Raw genomic sequence first — 16,626 nt, forward strand, 5'->3', positions numbered from 1 at the left:
GCGGATCGCCTGGGCGCCCAGGTGCAGGGCCTTGAGGCCCGATCCGCAGACCTTGTTCAGGGTCAGGGCCGGCACCGCATGGGGCAGGCCGGCCTGGATCGCCGCCTGGCGCGCCGGGTTCTGTCCGCTGCCGGCGGTGAGCACCTGGCCGAGGATCACCTCGTCGACCTGGGCGCCGTCCAGGCCGGTCTGAGCCAGCAACTGGCGGATCACCGCGGCGCCCAGTTCGGGGGCGGGGATGCTGGCCAGCGAGCCCTGGAAGCTGCCGATGGCGGTACGGGTGGCGGCGACTATAACGACGTCTTGCATGTTCGACTCTCCTGGAGAACCACGCCGTAACGGGCGTGACCGATAAGCAAAAAACCGCGCCGCAGGACGGCCATGCGTGGTGGCCCCCTGCGGCGCGGCGAGGGACTCAGAAGCTCATTTCGACGACATCGTCCGGCACGATCAGCGGCCCGGCGGTCTTGCTGACGATTTCCTCGATGCTCACCCCGGGGGCGCGCTCGCGCAGGATGAAGTGGCCGTTTTCAATTTCCAGGTAGGCGAGATCCGTGAGCACCTTGCGGATGCAGCCGCAACCGGTGAGCGGCAGGCTGCAGTGTTTGAGCAGCTTGGACTCGCCATCCTTGGAGGCGTGGGTCATGGTGACGATGATGTTGTCGGCGCCGGCCACCAGGTCCATGGCGCCGCCCATGCCCTTGACCAGTTTGCCGGGAATCATCCAGGAGGCGATGTTGCCGTTGACGTCGACCTCGAAGGCGCCGAGTACTGTGAGGTCGACGTGACCGCCACGGATCATGGCGAAGGACTCGGCCGAGGAGAAGATCGAGGCGCCCTTGACCGCGGTGACGGTCTGCTTGCCGGCGTTGATCATGTCGGCATCGACTTCGGCTTCCGTAGGGAAGGCGCCCATGCCGAGCAGGCCGTTCTCCGACTGCAGCATCACGTCGATGCCGTCCGGCACGTAGTTGGCCACCAGGGTCGGGATGCCGATGCCGAGGTTGACGTAGTAGCCGTCTTTCAATTCGCGCGCCACACGCTGGGCCATCTGTTCGCGGGTAAGTGCCATGCTGAAATCCTCTTGTTATGGTCCGATCAGGCGCGCAGGGTGCGCTTCTCGATCCGCTTCTCGAAACTGCCCTGGATGATGCGATCGACGTAGATGCCCGGGGTATGGATCTGGGTCGGATCGAGTTCGCCCGGCTCGACGATCTCCTCCACCTCGACCACGGTGATGCGCCCGGCGGTGGCCACCACCGGGTTGAAGTTCTGCGCGGTGTGACGGTAGACCACGTTGCCGAAGTGGTCGGCCTTCCAGCCCTTGACGATGGCGAAGTCGCCGGTGATGGCGGGCTCGAGGATGTAATGGCGGCCGTTGATCTCGCGCGCCTCCTTGCCTTCGGCGACCGGGGTACCGTAGCCGGTGGCGGTGAAGAAGGCCGGGATGCCGGCGCCGCCGGCACGCAGCTTCTCCGCGAGAGTGCCCTGAGGGGTGAGTTCCACCTCCAGCTCGCCGCTGAGCAGTTGCTGCTCGAACAGGGCGTTCTCGCCGACATAGGAGGCGATCATCTTGCGGATCTGCCGGTCTTCCAGCAGCACGCCGAGGCCGAAGCCGTCGACCCCGCAGTTGTTGGAAACCACGGTCAGCCCCTTGACGCCGCGGCGGCGGATCTCGGCGATCAGGTTCTCCGGAATGCCGCACAGGCCGAAGCCGCCGGCCAGCACGGTCATGTCGTCGGTCAGCCCGGCCAGGGCCTCCTCAAAGCTGCCTACCCGCTTGTCGAGTCCACTCATGTCGCTGCGCCTCTTGTCGTTGTCGGTTTGGCAGCCGTGCTGCCAGGAGCGAGTGAGAGCTTCACCGCCACGGACTGATTTGTTAAGTTTGTTTTTTTAAGCCATTAATCCGAAATCCAAATCAATGACCGTCAAGCAACTGCGCGCCTTCCTCGCCGTGGCCCAGAGCCTGAGCTTCGTCCAGGCCTGCGAGCGCCTGCACCTGTCGCAGCCGGCGCTGAGCCTGGCGATCAAGAATCTCGAGGAGTCGCTCGGTGGCTCCCTGCTGGTACGCACCACCCGCAGCGTCGCCCTGACGCCGGAAGGTGAACTGTTGCTGCCGATCGCCAGGCGCCTGCTGGCCGACTGGGACAACACCGAGGAACTGCTGCGCCAGCACTTCACCCTGCAACTGGGCAGGGTCTCCATCGCCGCCATGCCCTCCTTCGCCGGCAACCTGCTGCCGGTGGCGCTCAAGGCCTTCCGCACGCGCCATCCGCGGGTCAACGTGGCGGTACATGACGTGATCAACGAGCAGGTGCTGGAGATGGTGCGCAACCGCCGGGTCGAACTGGGCATCGCCTTCGAACCGCAGTCGCTCGACGGCCTGGAGTTCGTGCCCTTCTACACTGACCGCTTCGTCGCCGTGGTACCGGCCGACTGCGCGCTGGCCGAGGCGCATGAGCTGAGCTGGGCGCAGCTGCTGGAGGAGAGCTTTATCACCCTGCAACGCCCCTCGGCGGTGCGCCTGCTCTTGGAGGAAAGCATCGCCGCCGAACACGGCCGGCTGCCGGTGGCCTTCGAGAGCCATCAGCTGGTGACCGTCGGCCGCATGGTGGCCCAGGGCCTGGGGGTCAGCGCCGTACCCAGCCTGTGCATCCAGCAGATGGAGGAACTGGGCGCCCGTTGTGTGGCCCTGCATGGGCCGCGGGTGGAGCGCCGCGTCGGCCTGCTGCGCCTGGCCGAGCACGAGTTGTCGACGGCGGCCCAGGCCCTCAGCGATGTGCTGCTGCATGTCACCGACTGGAACAGCCTGAACCTGCCGATAGGCGAAGCACGCCAGGACGGCTCCTGAAACTCCCGTCAGGGCATACCCGCGCACTGGGCACAGACGTCCAGTTAGCCGCCAGGCAGCCGGCGGCTAGCCGGTCCGGGCGCCAGCCGCTAGTTTTATTAGGGGAGGCTGAAGCCGCTCCGCTGCCGATGTCGCAGCCCTGGCAGTAACGGTCGCTGCCGTTCAAGGAACACGCCGCGCGGCAGGATAAGGTGCCGTCGCCAGGCTCGGTGCACCGACAACCGTCCAGACGAGGAACAGACATGCAGAAGCCCCAGTGGAAACCCTCCAAGGATCGTATCGCGGCGACCCGGATGGACGCCTTTCGCCGCTTCGTCAACCAGCGCCACGGCCTCGAATTGACCGACTACCCGGCCCTGCACGCCTGGAGCGTTACGGCGCGCGAAGCCTTCTGGCAAGCCATCGTCGACTTCTTCGCGATTCGCTTCGCCGAGCAGCCCCATGCCGTGCTCGAGGAAGGCCTGCGCATGCCCAGCGCGCGCTGGTTCCCCGGCGCCGACCTCAATTTCGCCGAGCACCTGCTGCGCCGCCGCGACGACCACCCGGCCCTGATCGCCATCGGCGAGGACGGTTCGCGCGAGCAACTGAGCTACGCCGAATTGGCCAAGCACGTCGCCGGCCTGCAGAAGAGTCTGAAAAACGCCGGCATTGGCGTCGGCGACCGGGTCGCCGCCTGCATGCCCAACACCTGGCAGACGCTGGTCGGCATGCTCGCCGCCACCAGCCTGGGCGCCACCTGGTCGAGCTGCTCGCCGGACTTCGGCACCCAGGGGGTGATCGACCGCTTCGGCCAGATCGAACCCAAGGTGCTGATCGCCGCCGCCGGCTACCGCTACGCCGGCAAGAACCTCGACCTCACCGACAAGCTCAACGAGATCCTCGAGCGCCTGCCCTCGCTCGAGCAGCTGGTGGTGCTGCCCTACTCACGGCCCCAGGCCAAGGCCGAGGATTTCCGCAGCGACGCCGCGATTTCCCTCTGGGCCGATTTCTACCAGGCCGGCGGCGAGCCGCAGTTCACCGCGGTGCCCTTCGATCAGCCGCTGTACATTCTCTACTCCAGCGGCACCACCGGCGTGCCCAAGTGCATCGTCCATGGCGTCGGCGGCACCCTGCTGCAGCACGTCAAAGAGCTGGGCCTGCACACCGACCTGCACGACAGCGACACGCTGTTCTACTACACCACCTGCGGCTGGATGATGTGGAACTGGCTGGTTTCCGGGCTGGCCCTGGGCGCGACCCTGGTGCTGTTCGACGGCTCGCCCTTCCACCCCGGTCCCGAGCGTCTGATCGACCTGATCGACAGCGAGTCCATCAGCATCTTCGGCACCAGCGCCAAGTACCTCGCCGCCCTGGAGAAGGCCGGTGCCCGGCCCGGCAGCAGCCACCGCCTGGAGCGCCTGAGGACCATCCTGTCGACCGGCTCGCCGCTGGCCCATGAGAGCTTCGAGTACGTCTACCGCGAGTTCAAACAGGAGCTGTGCCTGTCGTCGATTTCCGGCGGCACCGACATCGTTTCCTGCTTCGCCCTGGGCAACCCGGTGCTGCCGGTGTGGCGCGGCGAGCTGCAGTGCAAGGGCCTGGGCATGGACGTGCAAGTGTGGAACGAGGCCGGCCAGGCGGTGATCGGCGAGAAAGGCGAACTGGTCTGCGTCAAGCACTTTCCCTCGATGCCGGTGGGCTTCTGGAACGATCCCGACGACGAGAAGTTCAGGGCCGCCTACTTCGACACCTTCCCCGGCGTCTGGGCCCACGGCGATTATGCCGAGGAAACCGTACACGGCGGACTGGTGATCCACGGCCGCTCCGACGCCGTGCTCAACCCCGGCGGCGTGCGCATCGGCACCGCCGAGATCTACCGTCAGGTGGAGAAGGTCGAGGAGGTGCTGGAATCCATCGCCATCGGCCAGGAATGGGACGACGACGTGCGCGTGGTGCTGTTTGTGCGCCTGCGCGAGGGCATGGCGCTCAGCGACGAACTGCAGGCGCGCATCCGCCAGGTGATCCGTGCCAATACCACACCGCGCCATGTGCCGGCCAAGATCATCGCGGTGGCCGATATTCCGCGCACTATCAGCGGCAAGATCGTCGAACTGGCGGTGCGCAAGGTGGTGCACGGCCAACCGGTGAAGAACACCGACGCCCTGGCCAACCCCGAGGCGCTGGAGCTGTACAGGGACTTGCCGGAGCTGCAGCGCTGAGCGATGGACAGCGCCGGTAAGATCGCCTAGCGTCGAACGTCAGACAACTTGCCGAGCCCTTGGGCAATGGACAAAGACCGTGCACAGTCCCGAGTACAAGATCAGAACCATGACCCGCGCGGAAGTCGATATCGCCGTCGACTGGGCCGCCGCCGAGGGCTGGAACCCCGGCCTGCATGATGCGGATTGCTACTATGCCGCCGACCCCAACGGTTTCCTCATCGGCCTGCTGGGAGGCGAACCCATAGCCGTCATCTCCGTGGTGAAGTACGACGATCACTTCGCCTTTCTTGGCTTCTATATCGTCAAGCCTGGATACCGGGGCCAGGGCTATGGCAAGCAGATCTGGAATGCCGGCCTGGCCTACCTTCGCGGCTGCACCATTGGCCTGGATGGCGTGGTGGAGCAGCAGAACAAGTACATGAAATCCGGGTTCATCCTCGCCCATGCCAACGTGCGCTACCAGGGATACGCGGGTGGAGAGGTTGCAGCCGATGCGCAGATTGTGCCCCTGGCCACCCTGCCCTTTGCCGACCTGATCGCCTACGACCGGCCGCTGTTTCCCGCCAGTCGCAGCACGTTTCTTCGCGGCTGGATCGATCAGCCCGAGGGTACCGCGCTCGGCATCCTCCAGGCGGGGCAACTGGCCGGCTACGCCGTGCTGCGCAAATGCCGCGTGGGCTACAAGATAGGCCCGCTGTTCGCCGACACGGCCGAGCTGGCGGAGCGGCTGTTCCTGGCGCTGAAAGCACGCGCCCCCGCCGGTGCGGAAGTTTTCCTGGATGCACCGGCGGTGAACGCCGCGGCGATCGAGATGGCCCAGCGCCACGGCATGACGGTATCCTTCGAGACAGCCCGCATGTACCTGGGCACCCGCCCGGAACTGCCGATCGAACGGGTATTCGGCGTCACCAGCTTCGAACTCGGCTAGACCGCGGAGACTGTCGGCCGGCAAACGCAACTCGCATTACCACTTCAGGGATGAACAGATGCAGCGCAGCTACCACCTCGCCCAGGTCAATATCGCCAAGGCCCTGGCCCCACTCGACTCGCCGCTGATGCAGGGCTTCGTCGAGCAGCTCGATCATATCAACCAGCTGGCCGAAGCCAGCCCCGGCTTCGTCTGGCGCCTGCAGACCGATGCGGGCGACGCCACCGCCCTGCAGCCCTACGAGGACGAACGGATCATCGTCAACCTGTCCGTCTGGGACTCGCTCGAGGCGCTCAAGACCTTCGTCTACAGCGGCGAGCACCTGGGCCTGCTGCGCAACAAGAAGCACTGGTTCGAGAAGCCCGACGTGCCCATCCTGGCCCTCTGGTGGGTAGCGGCCGGGCATCGGCCCGACCTCGCCGAGGCCAAGCAGGCCCTGGCGTGCCTGCGGGCACAGGGCCCGTCGGCGCAGGCCTTCAGCTTCGCCGCTCCGTTCCCGCCACCGCAGCAGCCTGCGCCAGTACCCGAAACGCAGGCCTGAGCGCCTGCCTCGCCGCCTATCAGACAACCACCTGATCACCGCCAAGGAGAGCCCATGCAACTGATCGGAATGCTCGATTCGCCCTATGTCCGCCGCGTCGCCATCTCGCTGCAGCGGCTGGGCCTGCCCTTCGAACACCGCGCCCTCTCGGTATTCGGCAGCTACGCGCAGTTCAGCCAGATCAACCCGGTGGTCAAGGCCCCGTCGCTGGTGTGCGCCGACGGCCGCGTGCTGATGGATTCGACCCTTATCCTCGACTTCGCCGAGCACCTGGCCGGCCCAGACAGATCCTTGATGCCCAGCGGCATCGGCGAGCGCCTACAGGCGCTGCGCATCATCGGTCTGGCCCTGGCGGCCTGCGAGAAGAGCGTGCAGGTGGTCTACGAGCGCAACCTGCGCCCGGCGGATAAACAGCACCAGCCCTGGCTGGAGCGGGTGACCGAGCAGCTGCTGCAGGCCTACACGGCCTTGGAAGCCGAACTGACCCGCGCGCCCCTGGCGTGCGAGCGCCACAGCATCGACCAGGCCGGGATCAGCACGGCGGTCGCCTGGCGCTTCACCCAGGCGATGCTGCCGGACCTGGTCCCGGCCGCACAGTTTCCGGCCCTGCAGCAATTCTCCGCCGCCGCCGAAGCCTTGCCGGAATTCGCCGCGGCGCCCCATGGACTGGGCACCTACCCGGTCAGTGACTGAAGTCCCCACCACCAGCAAGGAGTAGCACCGTGGCAGGCCAGTACCCCGACAAGATCAAGACCCTCCCGCTGTTCGATGGCCGCTTCGACGCCTACAAGCTCGAGGCCAGCGGCAGCGATGTGCTCTTCGCCTCCTACCCGGCCGGCACCTCGATCCCGGCCCATGTCCATGACACCGACAACTACGGGGTGATCACCCGCGGCGCGCTGATCCTGACCACCCAGGGCTCAACCCGCGTCTACGGTGTCGGCCAGTGGTACCACGTGCCGGCCGGCGTCGAGCATGCCGCCGAGTTCGCCGAAGACACCGACGAAATCGAGTTCTGGTTCAAAGCCGGCGCTTGAGCCCGGCCAAGGAGACACCCCATGCAATGGAACGCACTGGTCCCCGAACTGCTGGTCGTGGACTATCCGGCCGCCAAGGCCTTCTACCGCGAGGTCTTCGGCTTCCAGCTGCGCTTCGAGCGCGCCGAGGACCGCTTCGGCTACTTCGAGCGCGAAGGCGCGCAACTCATGCTGCTGCAGGCGCCCGGCGCGGTCAGCTGCGGACTGGATCAGCCCGGCCCCAAGGGCAAGGGTCTGCACTTTCAGGTTGAAGTCGCCGCACTGGACGAGCTGCTCGCCCGCCTGGAAGCAGCGGACATCGAGCTGACCACTGCGGTCAGCGACTTCTGGTACCGGGTCGATGAAATAGAGCACGGTCAGCGCGAGTTCTTCGTCGCCGACCTCGACGGCTATCTGTTCAGGTTCTTCCAGCACCTCGGCGAACGTCCTGCCCGCGGCGGGAATTCAAGCGAGGTGCTGGCAGCATCCGTCCCTAGCGCACAGGAGGCATCCGTTTGTCCATCATCAGCACCTGGCTAATAACCGCCAGCGCCGCAATCATTGGGCTGCTCGGCCTGCTGCATCTGCTCCTCACCTTCCTGGGAGACAAGCTGACTCCACGCGATGAGTCGCTACACAGCCGGATGCAGGCCGTCTCACCACGGATCAGCCGCGAAACCAGCATGTGGCAGGCCTGGATCGGCTTCAACGCCAGCCACAGCTTCGGTGCCCTGCTGTTCGGCGCCCTCTACGGCTACCTGGCGCTGGTGCACGGCGCCGTGCTCGGCCAGTCGCCGTTTCTGCTGCTGCTCGGGCAGCTACTGTTGCTGGGCTACCTGGGACTGGCCTGGCGCTACTGGTTCAGCGTGCCACGCCGCGCCATCCTGCTGAGCACGGCTCTCTATACGCTGGGGCTGCTGCTCCACTGGAGCTGAGCCCCAACGCTCAGGCCCCCATGCGCCCCGGGTCTTCCGGCTCCGGGTCTTCGGCGATGTCTTCCAGGGTCAGCTCCATGCCCCAGCTGGGCGCGGCGGCCGGCTCCGGCGCCTTGACCGGCGTATCGGCTGCCGCGGCGGCTGCCTGGTTGGCCGGATTCTCCCGGTGCAGCTTGAGCTTGAGGCGCACGTTGTTCGCCGAGTCGGCGTTCTTCACCGCCTCTTCCTCATTGATGGCGCCCTCGTGGACCAGATCGATCAACGCCATGTCGAAGGTCTGCATGCCCAGGTTCTTCGACTTCTCCATGGTCTCCTTGATCTCGGAGAACTCGTTGCGCTTGATCAGGTCGCGGATGGTCGGCGTGCCGAGCAGCACTTCCACGGCGGCGCGACGCTTGCCGTCGGTGGTCTTGACCAGGCGCTGGGAAACGAAGGCCTTGAGGTTGTTGCCCAGGTCGTTGAGCAGCTGCGGACGGCGGTCTTCGGGGAAGAAGTTGATGATGCGGTCCAGCGCCTGGTTGGCGTTGTTAGCGTGCAGGGTGGAAATCGCCAGGTGGCCGGTGTCGGCGAAGGCCAGGGCGTGCTCCATGGTCTCGCGGTCGCGGATCTCGCCGATCAGGATCACGTCCGGTGCCTGGCGCAGGGTGTTCTTCAGCGCCGCATGAAAGCTGCGGGTGTCCACCCCGACCTCGCGCTGGTTGATGATCGACTTCTTGTGCCGGTGCACGTACTCGACCGGGTCTTCGATGGTGATGATGTGGCCGCCGCTGTTGCGGTTGCGGTAGTCGATCAGCGCCGCCAGCGAGGTCGACTTGCCCGAGCCGGTGCCGCCGACGAAGAGCACCAGGCCACGCTTCTCCATCACCGTCTTGAGCAGCACCTCGGGCAGCTTGAGGTCCTCGAAACGCGGGATCTCCATCTTGATGTTGCGCGCGACTATGGACACCTCGTTGCGCTGCTTGAAGATGTTGATGCGAAAGCGGCCGATGCCGGCCAGGGAGATCGCCAGGTTCATCTCCAGTTCGCGCTCGAACTCCTCGCGCTGGGCGCTATCCATGATCGAGTCGGCGATCGCCGCCACCTCCCCCGCCTTCAAGGGTTCCTGGCTCAGCGCCTTGAGCGCGCCGTTGAACTTGGCGCACGGCGGCGCCCCGGTGGACAGGTAGAGGTCGGAACCATCCTGGCTGGCCAGGATTTTCAGCATTGAATGGATATCCATGAACCGCGCTTCCATCTTGGGGAACTATTACCTTAGGCCGAAATTCGCCTGCGCTGCGCGTCAGCCTGAAGGACTACAATGTGGCGCCATTCTGGTGGTTCGGCAAATGCTGGCACAATACGCGCCCGGTAAAAATGAGGACCCCGTCATGGCAAAGGCAATGGCCCGCCACATCCTGGTCAAGACTGAAGCGGAGGCCGCGGCGTTGAAGAAGCGCATCGCCGCCGGCGAAGCCTTCGATGTGCTGGCGCGCAAGTACTCCACCTGCCCGTCCGGCAAGCGCGGCGGCGATTTGGGCGAGGTACGCCCGGGCCAGATGGTCCGCGCCATCGACCAGGTCATCTTCAAGAAGCCCCTGCGCGAAGTGCATGGCCCGGTAAAGAGCCAGTTTGGCTACCACCTGGTCCAGGTGTTCTACCGCGACTGAGTCCGCACGCCCGCATTCTCGGGCAAGACTCGCGACCTCCACCGCCCCATCACCCGACGAGCATTGCAGGCGTCGAAGGGGGATCCAGGTCAGGCAACACGCGGCTTCCAGCCACTCTGGCAGCCCGCAAGACACCCTGAACGGTGTCAGCCTTGCGATTCAGTCCGGCCGCCACCTCACCCTGGCCGCCGCGAAGCTAGCGCAAAGACCAGGCTGACCGGCCTAATTGGTTTTGCTGTCAGCCCTTTGGCGATGCGTGGCCTTGTGCCGGTCAGGCCAGGCGCCGCCCGAAGGCGTCAGGCCTCGAGAAACGCCAGCACCGCCTGGGTAAAGCGCTCTTCGGCCTCGACGTTGGACAGGTGCGCGGCCTTCAGTTCGAGCAATTGCGCGCCGTCGATGCGCTCGGCCATGAAGGCGCCATCGCTCACCGTGGTCACCGGGTCGGCGCTGCCGGCGATGATCAGGGTCGGCGCCCGGATCGCGCCGAGTTGCTCGCGGAAATCGGCATCGCGCACCGCGGCGCAGTTGGCCGCATAACCCTGGGGCGAGGTCTGTGCGAGCATGGCCACCAGCGGTTCGACCTTGCCCGGTTCGGCGGCGGCGAATCCGCCGGTGAACCAGCGTGCGATCGAGGCGTCGCGCAAGGCCTGCATGGCCGCCTGGCCATCACGCAGAACCGTTGCTATACGCGGGTTCCACACATCGGGGCTGGCGATCTGCGCCGCGGTGTTGCACAGCACCAGCCTGTCCAGGCGCTCGCCGGCGTTGATCGCCAGCCACTGGCCGATCAGCCCACCCATGGACAGACCACAGAAATGTACCTTGGCAATGTCCAGGGCATCGAGCAGCGCCAGCACGTCGCGGCCGTTGTCCTCGATGCTGTAGCAGCCGTCGCTGACCAGCGAGTGGCCATGGCCGCGGGTGTCGTAGCGCAGCACACGGAAATGCTCGCTGAAGGCCGGCATCTGCGCGTCCCACATGTGCAGATCGGTGCCCAGGGAGTTGGACAGCAGCAGCACGGGCGCGCCCTCGGGCCCCTCGAGTCGATAATTCAATTCACCGTCGGCGAGTTGGACGACTGGCATGACGCAGTTCCTCACTAGATCATTCATGACAGGACGCCGCCCCGCAGACGCGACTGCTGTCGGCTGTGCTCCGGGGCGGCGCAGTGCTCAGTATCGCTGAATCAGACGCGCTCGATGGCCAGGGCCAGGCCCTGGCCGACGCCGACGCACATGGTCGCCAGGCCTTTCTTGCCGCCGGATTTCTCCAGCTGGTGCAAGGCGGTCTGGACCAAGCGCGCGCCGCTCATGCCCAAGGGATGACCCAGGGCGATGGCGCCGCCATTGGGATTGACCTGGGGCGCGTCGTCGGCCAGGCCGAGGTCGCGGGTGACCGCCAGGCCCTGGGCGGCGAAGGCTTCGTTGAGTTCGATCACGTCGAAGTCGCTGATCTGCAGATCCAGGCGCTCGCACAGCTTGCGCACCGCCGGTACCGGGCCGTAGCCCATGACCCGCGGCGCCACCCCGGCGCTGGCCATGCCCAGCACCCGCGCCCGCGGGGTCAGCCCATGCTTCTTCACTGATTCGGCGCTGGCCAGGATCAGCGCCGCGGCGCCGTCATTGACCCCGGAGGCATTGCCGGCGGTGACCGTCTTGCCTTCGCCGTTGACCGGTTTGAGCCTGCTCAGCGCCTCCAGGGTGGTCTCCGGGCGCAGGTGCTCGTCCTGCTCGATGACGCTATCGCCCTTGCGGCCCTTGATGGTCACCGGGACGATCTCCTCGGCGAAGAAGCCGGCGGCCTGGGCGGCGGCGGCGCGCTGCTGGCTGCGCAGGGCGAAGGCATCCTGGTCGGCGCGACTGATGTGGTAGTCGTCGGCGACGTTGTCGGCGGTCTGCGGCATGGCGTCCACGCCGTACTGGGCCTTCATCAGCGGGTTGATGAAGCGCCAGCCGATGGTGGTGTCCTCGATCTTCTGAGTGCGGCCATAGGCGCTGTCGGCCTTGCCCATGACATAGGGCGCGCGCGACATGGACTCGACGCCGCCGGCGATGGCCAGCTCCATTTCGCCGCTGGCGATGGCGCGGAACGCCGTGCCGATGGCATCCATGCCCGAGGCGCACAGGCGGTTGAGGGTCACCCCCGGCACCGTGTCCGGCAACCCGGCCAACAGTGAGGCCATGCGCGCGACGTTGCGGTTGTCCTCGCCGGCCTGGTTGGCGCAGCCGAGAAACACCTCATCGATTTGGCTCAGGTCGAGCTGCGGGTTGCGCTCGATCAGCGCCTTGAGCGGCACCGCCGCCAGGTCGTCGGCGCGCACCGGCGCCAGGCCACCGCCGAAACGGCCGATGGGGGTGCGCACGGCATCGCAGATAAACACCTCGCGACTCATTCTTCACCCCCGGTCTGGCCATGGGCCGCGGCAGTGCGGGCTTCCAGGTCGCGCAGGGCGGTCAGTTCCAGTTCGGTCGGCGCGGCGTTGACGCTGACCTCGTCGGCGAAACGGATCTGCCAGCCGGTGGCCTCGATCACCTGCTCGCGGCTTACCCCCGGGTGCAGCGAGGTGACGATGAACTCCTTGGTGCCGGCCTCCGGCTCCATGATGCACAGGTCGGTGATGATGCCGACCGGACCGGCGCCGGGCAGGCCGAGCTGCTGGCGGTGGTCGCCGCCTTCGCCGTGGCCGACCGAGGTGATGAAGGCCAGCTTGTCGACGAAGGTACGGTGCGACTGCTTGAGGATGATCAGCACCTGCTTGGCCGAACCGGCGATCTCCGGCGCGCCGCCGGCGCCGGGCAGGCGCACCTTGGGCTGGTGGTAGTCGCCGATCACGGTGGTGTTGATGTTGCCGTACTTGTCGACCTGGGCCGCGCCGAGGAAGCCGACGTCGATGCGCCCGCCCTGCAGCCAGTAGCGGAAGATCTCGCCGGTCGGCACTACTGTGTCGGCGGTCTCGGCCAGTTCGCCGTCGCCGATCGACAGCGGCAGCACGCTCGGCTTGGCGCCGATCGGACCGGATTCGTAGATCAGCACCACGTCCGGCGAGGAGGTCAGGCGCGCCAGGTTGGCGGCCTTGGACGGCAGGCCGATGCCGACGAAGCACACCGCGCCATTGCGCAGGCGGCGAGCGGCGGCCACGGTCATCATTTCATTGGTGCTGTAGGCGCTCATTACTTGGCCTCCTGCTGTGCGGCCAGCTTGGCCTGGAACTCGTTAAAATCGGCGGTGCCGCGGATGTATTCGTCGATCCAGGCGCTGAAGGTCTCGCGGTCGCGGGCGATCGGGTCCCAGGCCTGGTAGAAGCGGTTGTCACGCTCGGAGTAGCCGTGGGCGTAGGACGGGTGGGCGCCGCCGGGCACGTGGCAGACCGCGGTCAGGGCCCAGCTCGGCAGCACGCAGGCGTTCATCGGCGCGTTCAGCTCGTCGACGATTTCTTCCACGGTGACGATGCAGCGCTTGGCCGCCAGGGCCGCTTCCTTCTGCACGCCGAGGATGCCCCAGAGCAGCACGTTGCCCTGGCGGTCGGCCTTCTGCGCGTGGATCACGGTGACGTCCGGGCGCACGCTCGGCACCGCCGCCAGCACTTCGCCGGTGAACGGGCAGGTGACGGTCTTGAGCAGCGGGTTGACCTTGGGCAGGTCGGAGCCGGCGTAGGCGCGCAGCACCGCGAATGGCAGGCCGGAGGCGCCGGCGACATAGGCGTTGGCCATGTCGGCGTGGCTGTGCTCCTCGATTTCCAGCGGTTGCGGCCAGCCCTTCTCCACCGCGTCGCGCAGGCGGTGCAGGGAGCCGACGCCGGGGTTGCCGCCCCAGGAGAACACCAGCTTCTTCGCGCAACCGGCGCCGATCAGCAGGTCATAGACCAGGTCCGGGGTCATCCGTACCAGGGTCAGCTCGCGCTTGTTCTGGCGGATGATCTCGTGGGACGCCGCGGTCGGGATCAGGTGGGTGAAGCCTTCGAGGGCGATGGTGTCGCCGTCGTTGACGAAGCGCTGGATCGCCTCGCCAAGGGAAATGAGTTCGGCCATCGGAGTTACTCTCGCTCGGTTGACGGTGCCACCGCATGAGGGTGGCGGGTGAGTCCACAGTAAGGCGGGCCTGCCCGGCAAACAATCCGATAATCGCTTATCCGTGCGATTACCGAACAGAGTCTAACCCAGGACGTCGACCATGCCCTCGCCCAGCGCGCGCTGCGCGTCCAGGCGCTGGACAATGCGCTCGACTATCTCCAGCCGCGCGGCTGCGCCGGCACGCATCTCGCCCATGGCCCCCAGGGCGGCGGCGGCCTTCTCCAGGCCGGTGCGGGTGGACTGTCCGATATGCTCGACGCCGACCCGCGCCTCCTGCGCCGAGCGCTGCAGGCCGCCGGCGATCTGGCGAATCTGCTCGCTGGACTCGTTGGCGCGCTGGGCCAGGTGGCGCACCTCGTCGGCCACCACGGCGAAGCCCCGGCCGTGCTCGCCGGCACGCGCGGCCTCGATGGCTGCGTTGAGCGCCAGCAGGTTGGTCTGTTTGGCAATGTCCTGAATGCTGCCGACCAGGGCGCCGATACGCAGCGACTGCTGCGACAGCCCATCGAACACCTGATCGATGCTGTCCATATAGCCGGCCAGCTCGCGGATCGCCGCCTCGCACGCCTGGATGCTGGCGGCGCTGAACTGCACCTTCTCCGCGCCCGCCTGCGCCAGGTCGGTGGCGTAGCGCATGTCCTGCTCGGTGCGCAGAATGCCTTCGAGCAGTTGGACCAGGGGCGCGCGCAACGACAGGGCGCGATCGGCCGGCGCCTCGACGAGCGGCGCCGGCGGCAATGGCGGCGCCTCCGGTTCCGCTGCCGGCAGTGGCGGCGCCGGTAGTTGCAGTTCGACCAGGGTCGGCGGCAACCGCTGATACAGCAGCCAGGCCAGGCTGACACTGACCAGTACCAGCGCCGCCAGCCACCCGTGCAGGCGGCTGTCCAGCAGCAGGCCGGCGGCGGCCAGCACCGCCGTCAACTGCAGCAACGCCGCCAGGGGCTTCATCCAGCCACCTGACGACTCGGTGTCTATTCGGTTCATAGAAGGGTTCGCCAATTTCATGGGCCGATAAGCTCCTGAAGAATCTGCGCTGCCAGGCCGGTGACAGACCGGCAGCGCGCAAGCGCGGTAGGCGGTGCTCAGAACAGGTTCCAGCTGTAGTTGAAGACCAGCCGGTTCTCATCGACGTCGGTGCGGTAGTTGGCGCGCGCGGTGACGTTGCGCACCTTCACCCCCAGGCCCTTGAGCGGCCCGCCCTGCACCACGTAGCCGATGTCCAAGTCGCGCTCCCATTCCTTGCCCTCGAAACCGCGGCCGGTGTCGACGTTGTCACCGCGCAGGTAGCGCACCCCGGCGACCAGGCCGGGCACGCCCAGGGCGGCGAAGTCGTAGTCGTAGCGGACCTGCCAGGAGCGTTCGTCGGCCGAATCGAAGGTGAAGGTCGGCACCTCGTTGCCCAGCGGGCTGACGTTGGCGAACACCCGCGGCAGGCCGTCGTCGCCGAACATCGCCTGGTAGCCGAGGTAGACCGTGTGGGCGCCGTACCTGGCCGACAACAGGGTGAACGCCGCCTGGTTGTCCAGCTGGCCGATCAGCTGCTCGCCGTCCTCGCTCGAGTCGAAGTAGCCGAGGCTGGCGCCGAGCACCCAGTCGCCGAGCGGCTGACTGTGCTTGAGGCTGAAGTAGCGCTGGTTGTAGAGGTCCTCCAGCTGCGCGTACCAGGCGCCAACCGCGGTGCGGTTGGCATTGAAGGCATAGTCGGCGCCGGCATAGTTGAAGCGGTCGCTGGTGACCAGCTGGCCGGCCTGACGCCGCGGGACGAAGCCGACCATGGCCCCCAGCTCCTCGTCGCCGGCCTCGTTGCGCAGGCTGGTGGAGCGCAGCTGGCCGCCTTGCAGGGTCATGCCGGCGATCTCGTTGGAGACCAGGCTGACGCCCTGGTAGGTCGGCGGCAGCAAACGGATATCGCCGAAGTAGAGGATCGGCAGCACCAGCTGCTGTTCGCCGATCTTCAGCTCGGTCTTCGACACCCGGAGCTTGAGCGCGGCGCCCAGGCGACTGTAGTCGTCGGCCGCCCGCCCCTCGTCGGTCACCGGCAGCAGGCCGGTGTTGATCCGATCGGGGCTGCTGTCGAGCTTGAGCCCGAGCAGGCCGATGGCGTCCACGCCGACGCCGAGCGGCCCGGGGGTGTAGCCGGACTTGAAATTGAGGATGAAGCCCTGGGCCCACTCTTCCGCCTTGGACTGCTGGCTGGGTCCGACGATGTCGGCGTAGTCGCGGCTGAAGTAGTAGTTGCGGGCGGTCAGAGTCGCGCTGCTGTCCTCGATGAAGCCGCCCTCCCCGGCCTGGACCAGGGCGGGCAGGCTGAGGGCGATGGCGAGGGACAACAGGGCCGGTTTGGCTTGGAGAGTTTGAGTCATCGTGGTTTAGCTCTTTGTTGTTATTGAAAGTGTGCTGTTGCGCCACCCTTGCCGGGGGGTCAGCCCGGCAACGCA

At 66.7% G+C, this 16,626-nt stretch carries 18 protein-coding genes and 1 pseudogene; 9 read left to right on the plus strand and 10 right to left on the minus strand.

The window, feature by feature from the left end:
* The 3 genes from AB5S05_RS20225 to AB5S05_RS20235 form a co-directional block, all read right to left on the minus strand.
* On the minus strand, positions 1-309 hold a 309-nt coding region (locus AB5S05_RS20225; RefSeq protein ID WP_500181020.1), incomplete at its 3' end, for a thiolase family protein.
* 106 nt (positions 310-415) lie between these two features.
* Complete coding sequence (locus AB5S05_RS20230) at positions 416-1,072, minus strand: CoA transferase subunit B (RefSeq protein ID WP_369289325.1); 657 nt, start codon at positions 1,070-1,072, stop codon at positions 416-418.
* Positions 1,073-1,098: 26 nt separating this feature from the next.
* A complete protein-coding gene (locus tag AB5S05_RS20235) occupies positions 1,099-1,797 on the minus strand; it encodes a CoA transferase subunit A (protein ID WP_369289326.1) in 699 nt (232 codons plus the stop codon).
* 124 nt (positions 1,798-1,921) lie between these two features.
* On the opposite strand from AB5S05_RS20235, the gene AB5S05_RS20240 reads away from it, so the two are divergent.
* The 8 genes from AB5S05_RS20240 to AB5S05_RS20275 all read left to right on the plus strand — a co-directional run bounded on the left by AB5S05_RS20240 (position 1,922) and on the right by AB5S05_RS20275 (position 8,472).
* Positions 1,922-2,851: a LysR family transcriptional regulator gene (locus AB5S05_RS20240; protein WP_369289327.1), complete on the plus strand. Its 930-nt coding sequence runs from the start codon at positions 1,922-1,924 to the stop codon at positions 2,849-2,851.
* A 242-nt stretch (positions 2,852-3,093) separates the two neighbouring features.
* Entirely contained in the window at positions 3,094-5,049 is a 1,956-nt protein-coding gene (locus AB5S05_RS20245; protein WP_369289328.1) for an acetoacetate--CoA ligase, read from the plus strand.
* A gap of 109 nt (positions 5,050-5,158) precedes the next feature.
* Positions 5,159-5,980 carry a GNAT family N-acetyltransferase gene (locus AB5S05_RS20250; RefSeq protein WP_369289329.1) on the plus strand — a complete coding sequence of 274 codons (822 nt, stop codon included), beginning with the start codon at positions 5,159-5,161 and terminating at the stop codon, positions 5,978-5,980.
* Positions 5,981-6,038: 58 nt separating this feature from the next.
* Positions 6,039-6,521 carry a DUF3291 domain-containing protein gene (locus tag AB5S05_RS20255; protein WP_369289330.1) on the plus strand — a complete coding sequence of 161 codons (483 nt, stop codon included), beginning with the start codon at positions 6,039-6,041 and terminating at the stop codon, positions 6,519-6,521.
* Positions 6,522-6,575: 54 nt separating this feature from the next.
* Positions 6,576-7,214, plus strand: a complete 639-nt coding sequence (locus AB5S05_RS20260) for a glutathione S-transferase (protein WP_369289331.1) — start codon at positions 6,576-6,578, stop codon at positions 7,212-7,214.
* 29 nt (positions 7,215-7,243) lie between these two features.
* Positions 7,244-7,558 (plus strand): cupin domain-containing protein, encoded by a 315-nt coding sequence (locus AB5S05_RS20265; RefSeq protein ID WP_369289332.1) that lies wholly within the window; start codon positions 7,244-7,246, stop codon positions 7,556-7,558.
* A gap of 21 nt (positions 7,559-7,579) precedes the next feature.
* Positions 7,580-8,077: a bleomycin resistance protein gene (locus AB5S05_RS20270; RefSeq protein ID WP_369289333.1), complete on the plus strand. Its 498-nt coding sequence runs from the start codon at positions 7,580-7,582 to the stop codon at positions 8,075-8,077.
* Positions 8,053-8,472 (plus strand): LIC_13387 family protein, encoded by a 420-nt coding sequence (locus AB5S05_RS20275; protein ID WP_369289334.1) that lies wholly within the window; start codon positions 8,053-8,055, stop codon positions 8,470-8,472. Before AB5S05_RS20270 ends, AB5S05_RS20275 begins: the two co-directional genes overlap by 25 nt.
* Positions 8,473-8,482: 10 nt before the next feature.
* Here AB5S05_RS20275 and AB5S05_RS20280 read toward each other — a convergent pair whose 3' ends face one another.
* Positions 8,483-9,691 carry a PilT/PilU family type 4a pilus ATPase gene (locus AB5S05_RS20280; protein ID WP_369289335.1) on the minus strand — a complete coding sequence of 403 codons (1,209 nt, stop codon included), beginning with the start codon at positions 9,689-9,691 and terminating at the stop codon, positions 8,483-8,485.
* A gap of 148 nt (positions 9,692-9,839) precedes the next feature.
* Between AB5S05_RS20280 and AB5S05_RS20285 the strand changes: the two genes are divergently transcribed.
* Positions 9,840-10,118, plus strand: coding sequence for a peptidylprolyl isomerase (locus AB5S05_RS20285; RefSeq protein ID WP_369289336.1), 279 nt, complete (start codon positions 9,840-9,842; stop codon positions 10,116-10,118).
* A 296-nt stretch (positions 10,119-10,414) separates the two neighbouring features.
* On the opposite strand, the gene pcaD is transcribed toward AB5S05_RS20285, so the two are convergent.
* From pcaD to AB5S05_RS20315, 6 genes and pseudogenes are all read right to left on the minus strand, one after another.
* Positions 10,415-11,203 carry a 3-oxoadipate enol-lactonase gene (gene pcaD / locus AB5S05_RS20290; protein WP_369289337.1) on the minus strand — a complete coding sequence of 263 codons (789 nt, stop codon included), beginning with the start codon at positions 11,201-11,203 and terminating at the stop codon, positions 10,415-10,417.
* Between the two features lie 101 nt (positions 11,204-11,304).
* On the minus strand, positions 11,305-12,510 hold the full coding sequence (gene pcaF, locus AB5S05_RS20295; RefSeq protein WP_369289338.1) for a 3-oxoadipyl-CoA thiolase: 1,206 nt from the start codon (positions 12,508-12,510) through the stop codon (positions 11,305-11,307).
* Complete coding sequence (locus tag AB5S05_RS20300) at positions 12,507-13,289, minus strand: CoA-transferase subunit beta (protein WP_369289339.1); 783 nt, start codon at positions 13,287-13,289, stop codon at positions 12,507-12,509. Before AB5S05_RS20300 ends, pcaF begins: the two co-directional genes overlap by 4 nt.
* Positions 13,289-14,146 carry a CoA transferase subunit A gene (locus tag AB5S05_RS20305; RefSeq protein WP_369289340.1) on the minus strand — a complete coding sequence of 286 codons (858 nt, stop codon included), beginning with the start codon at positions 14,144-14,146 and terminating at the stop codon, positions 13,289-13,291. The genes AB5S05_RS20300 and AB5S05_RS20305 overlap by 1 nt, the downstream gene beginning before the upstream one ends.
* A gap of 123 nt (positions 14,147-14,269) precedes the next feature.
* Positions 14,270-14,677 (minus strand): annotated as a pseudogene (locus tag AB5S05_RS22265) (methyl-accepting chemotaxis protein); the annotation flags it as partial.
* A 593-nt stretch (positions 14,678-15,270) separates the two neighbouring features.
* A complete protein-coding gene (locus tag AB5S05_RS20315) occupies positions 15,271-16,551 on the minus strand; it encodes an OprD family porin (protein WP_369289342.1) in 1,281 nt (426 codons plus the stop codon).
* Positions 16,552-16,626 lie beyond the last annotated feature (75 nt).

Origin of the sequence: Pseudomonas zhanjiangensis (genome assembly GCF_041027545.1) — a bacterium.
GTDB classification, from domain to species: Bacteria; Pseudomonadota; Gammaproteobacteria; order Pseudomonadales; family Pseudomonadaceae; genus Aquipseudomonas; species Aquipseudomonas zhanjiangensis.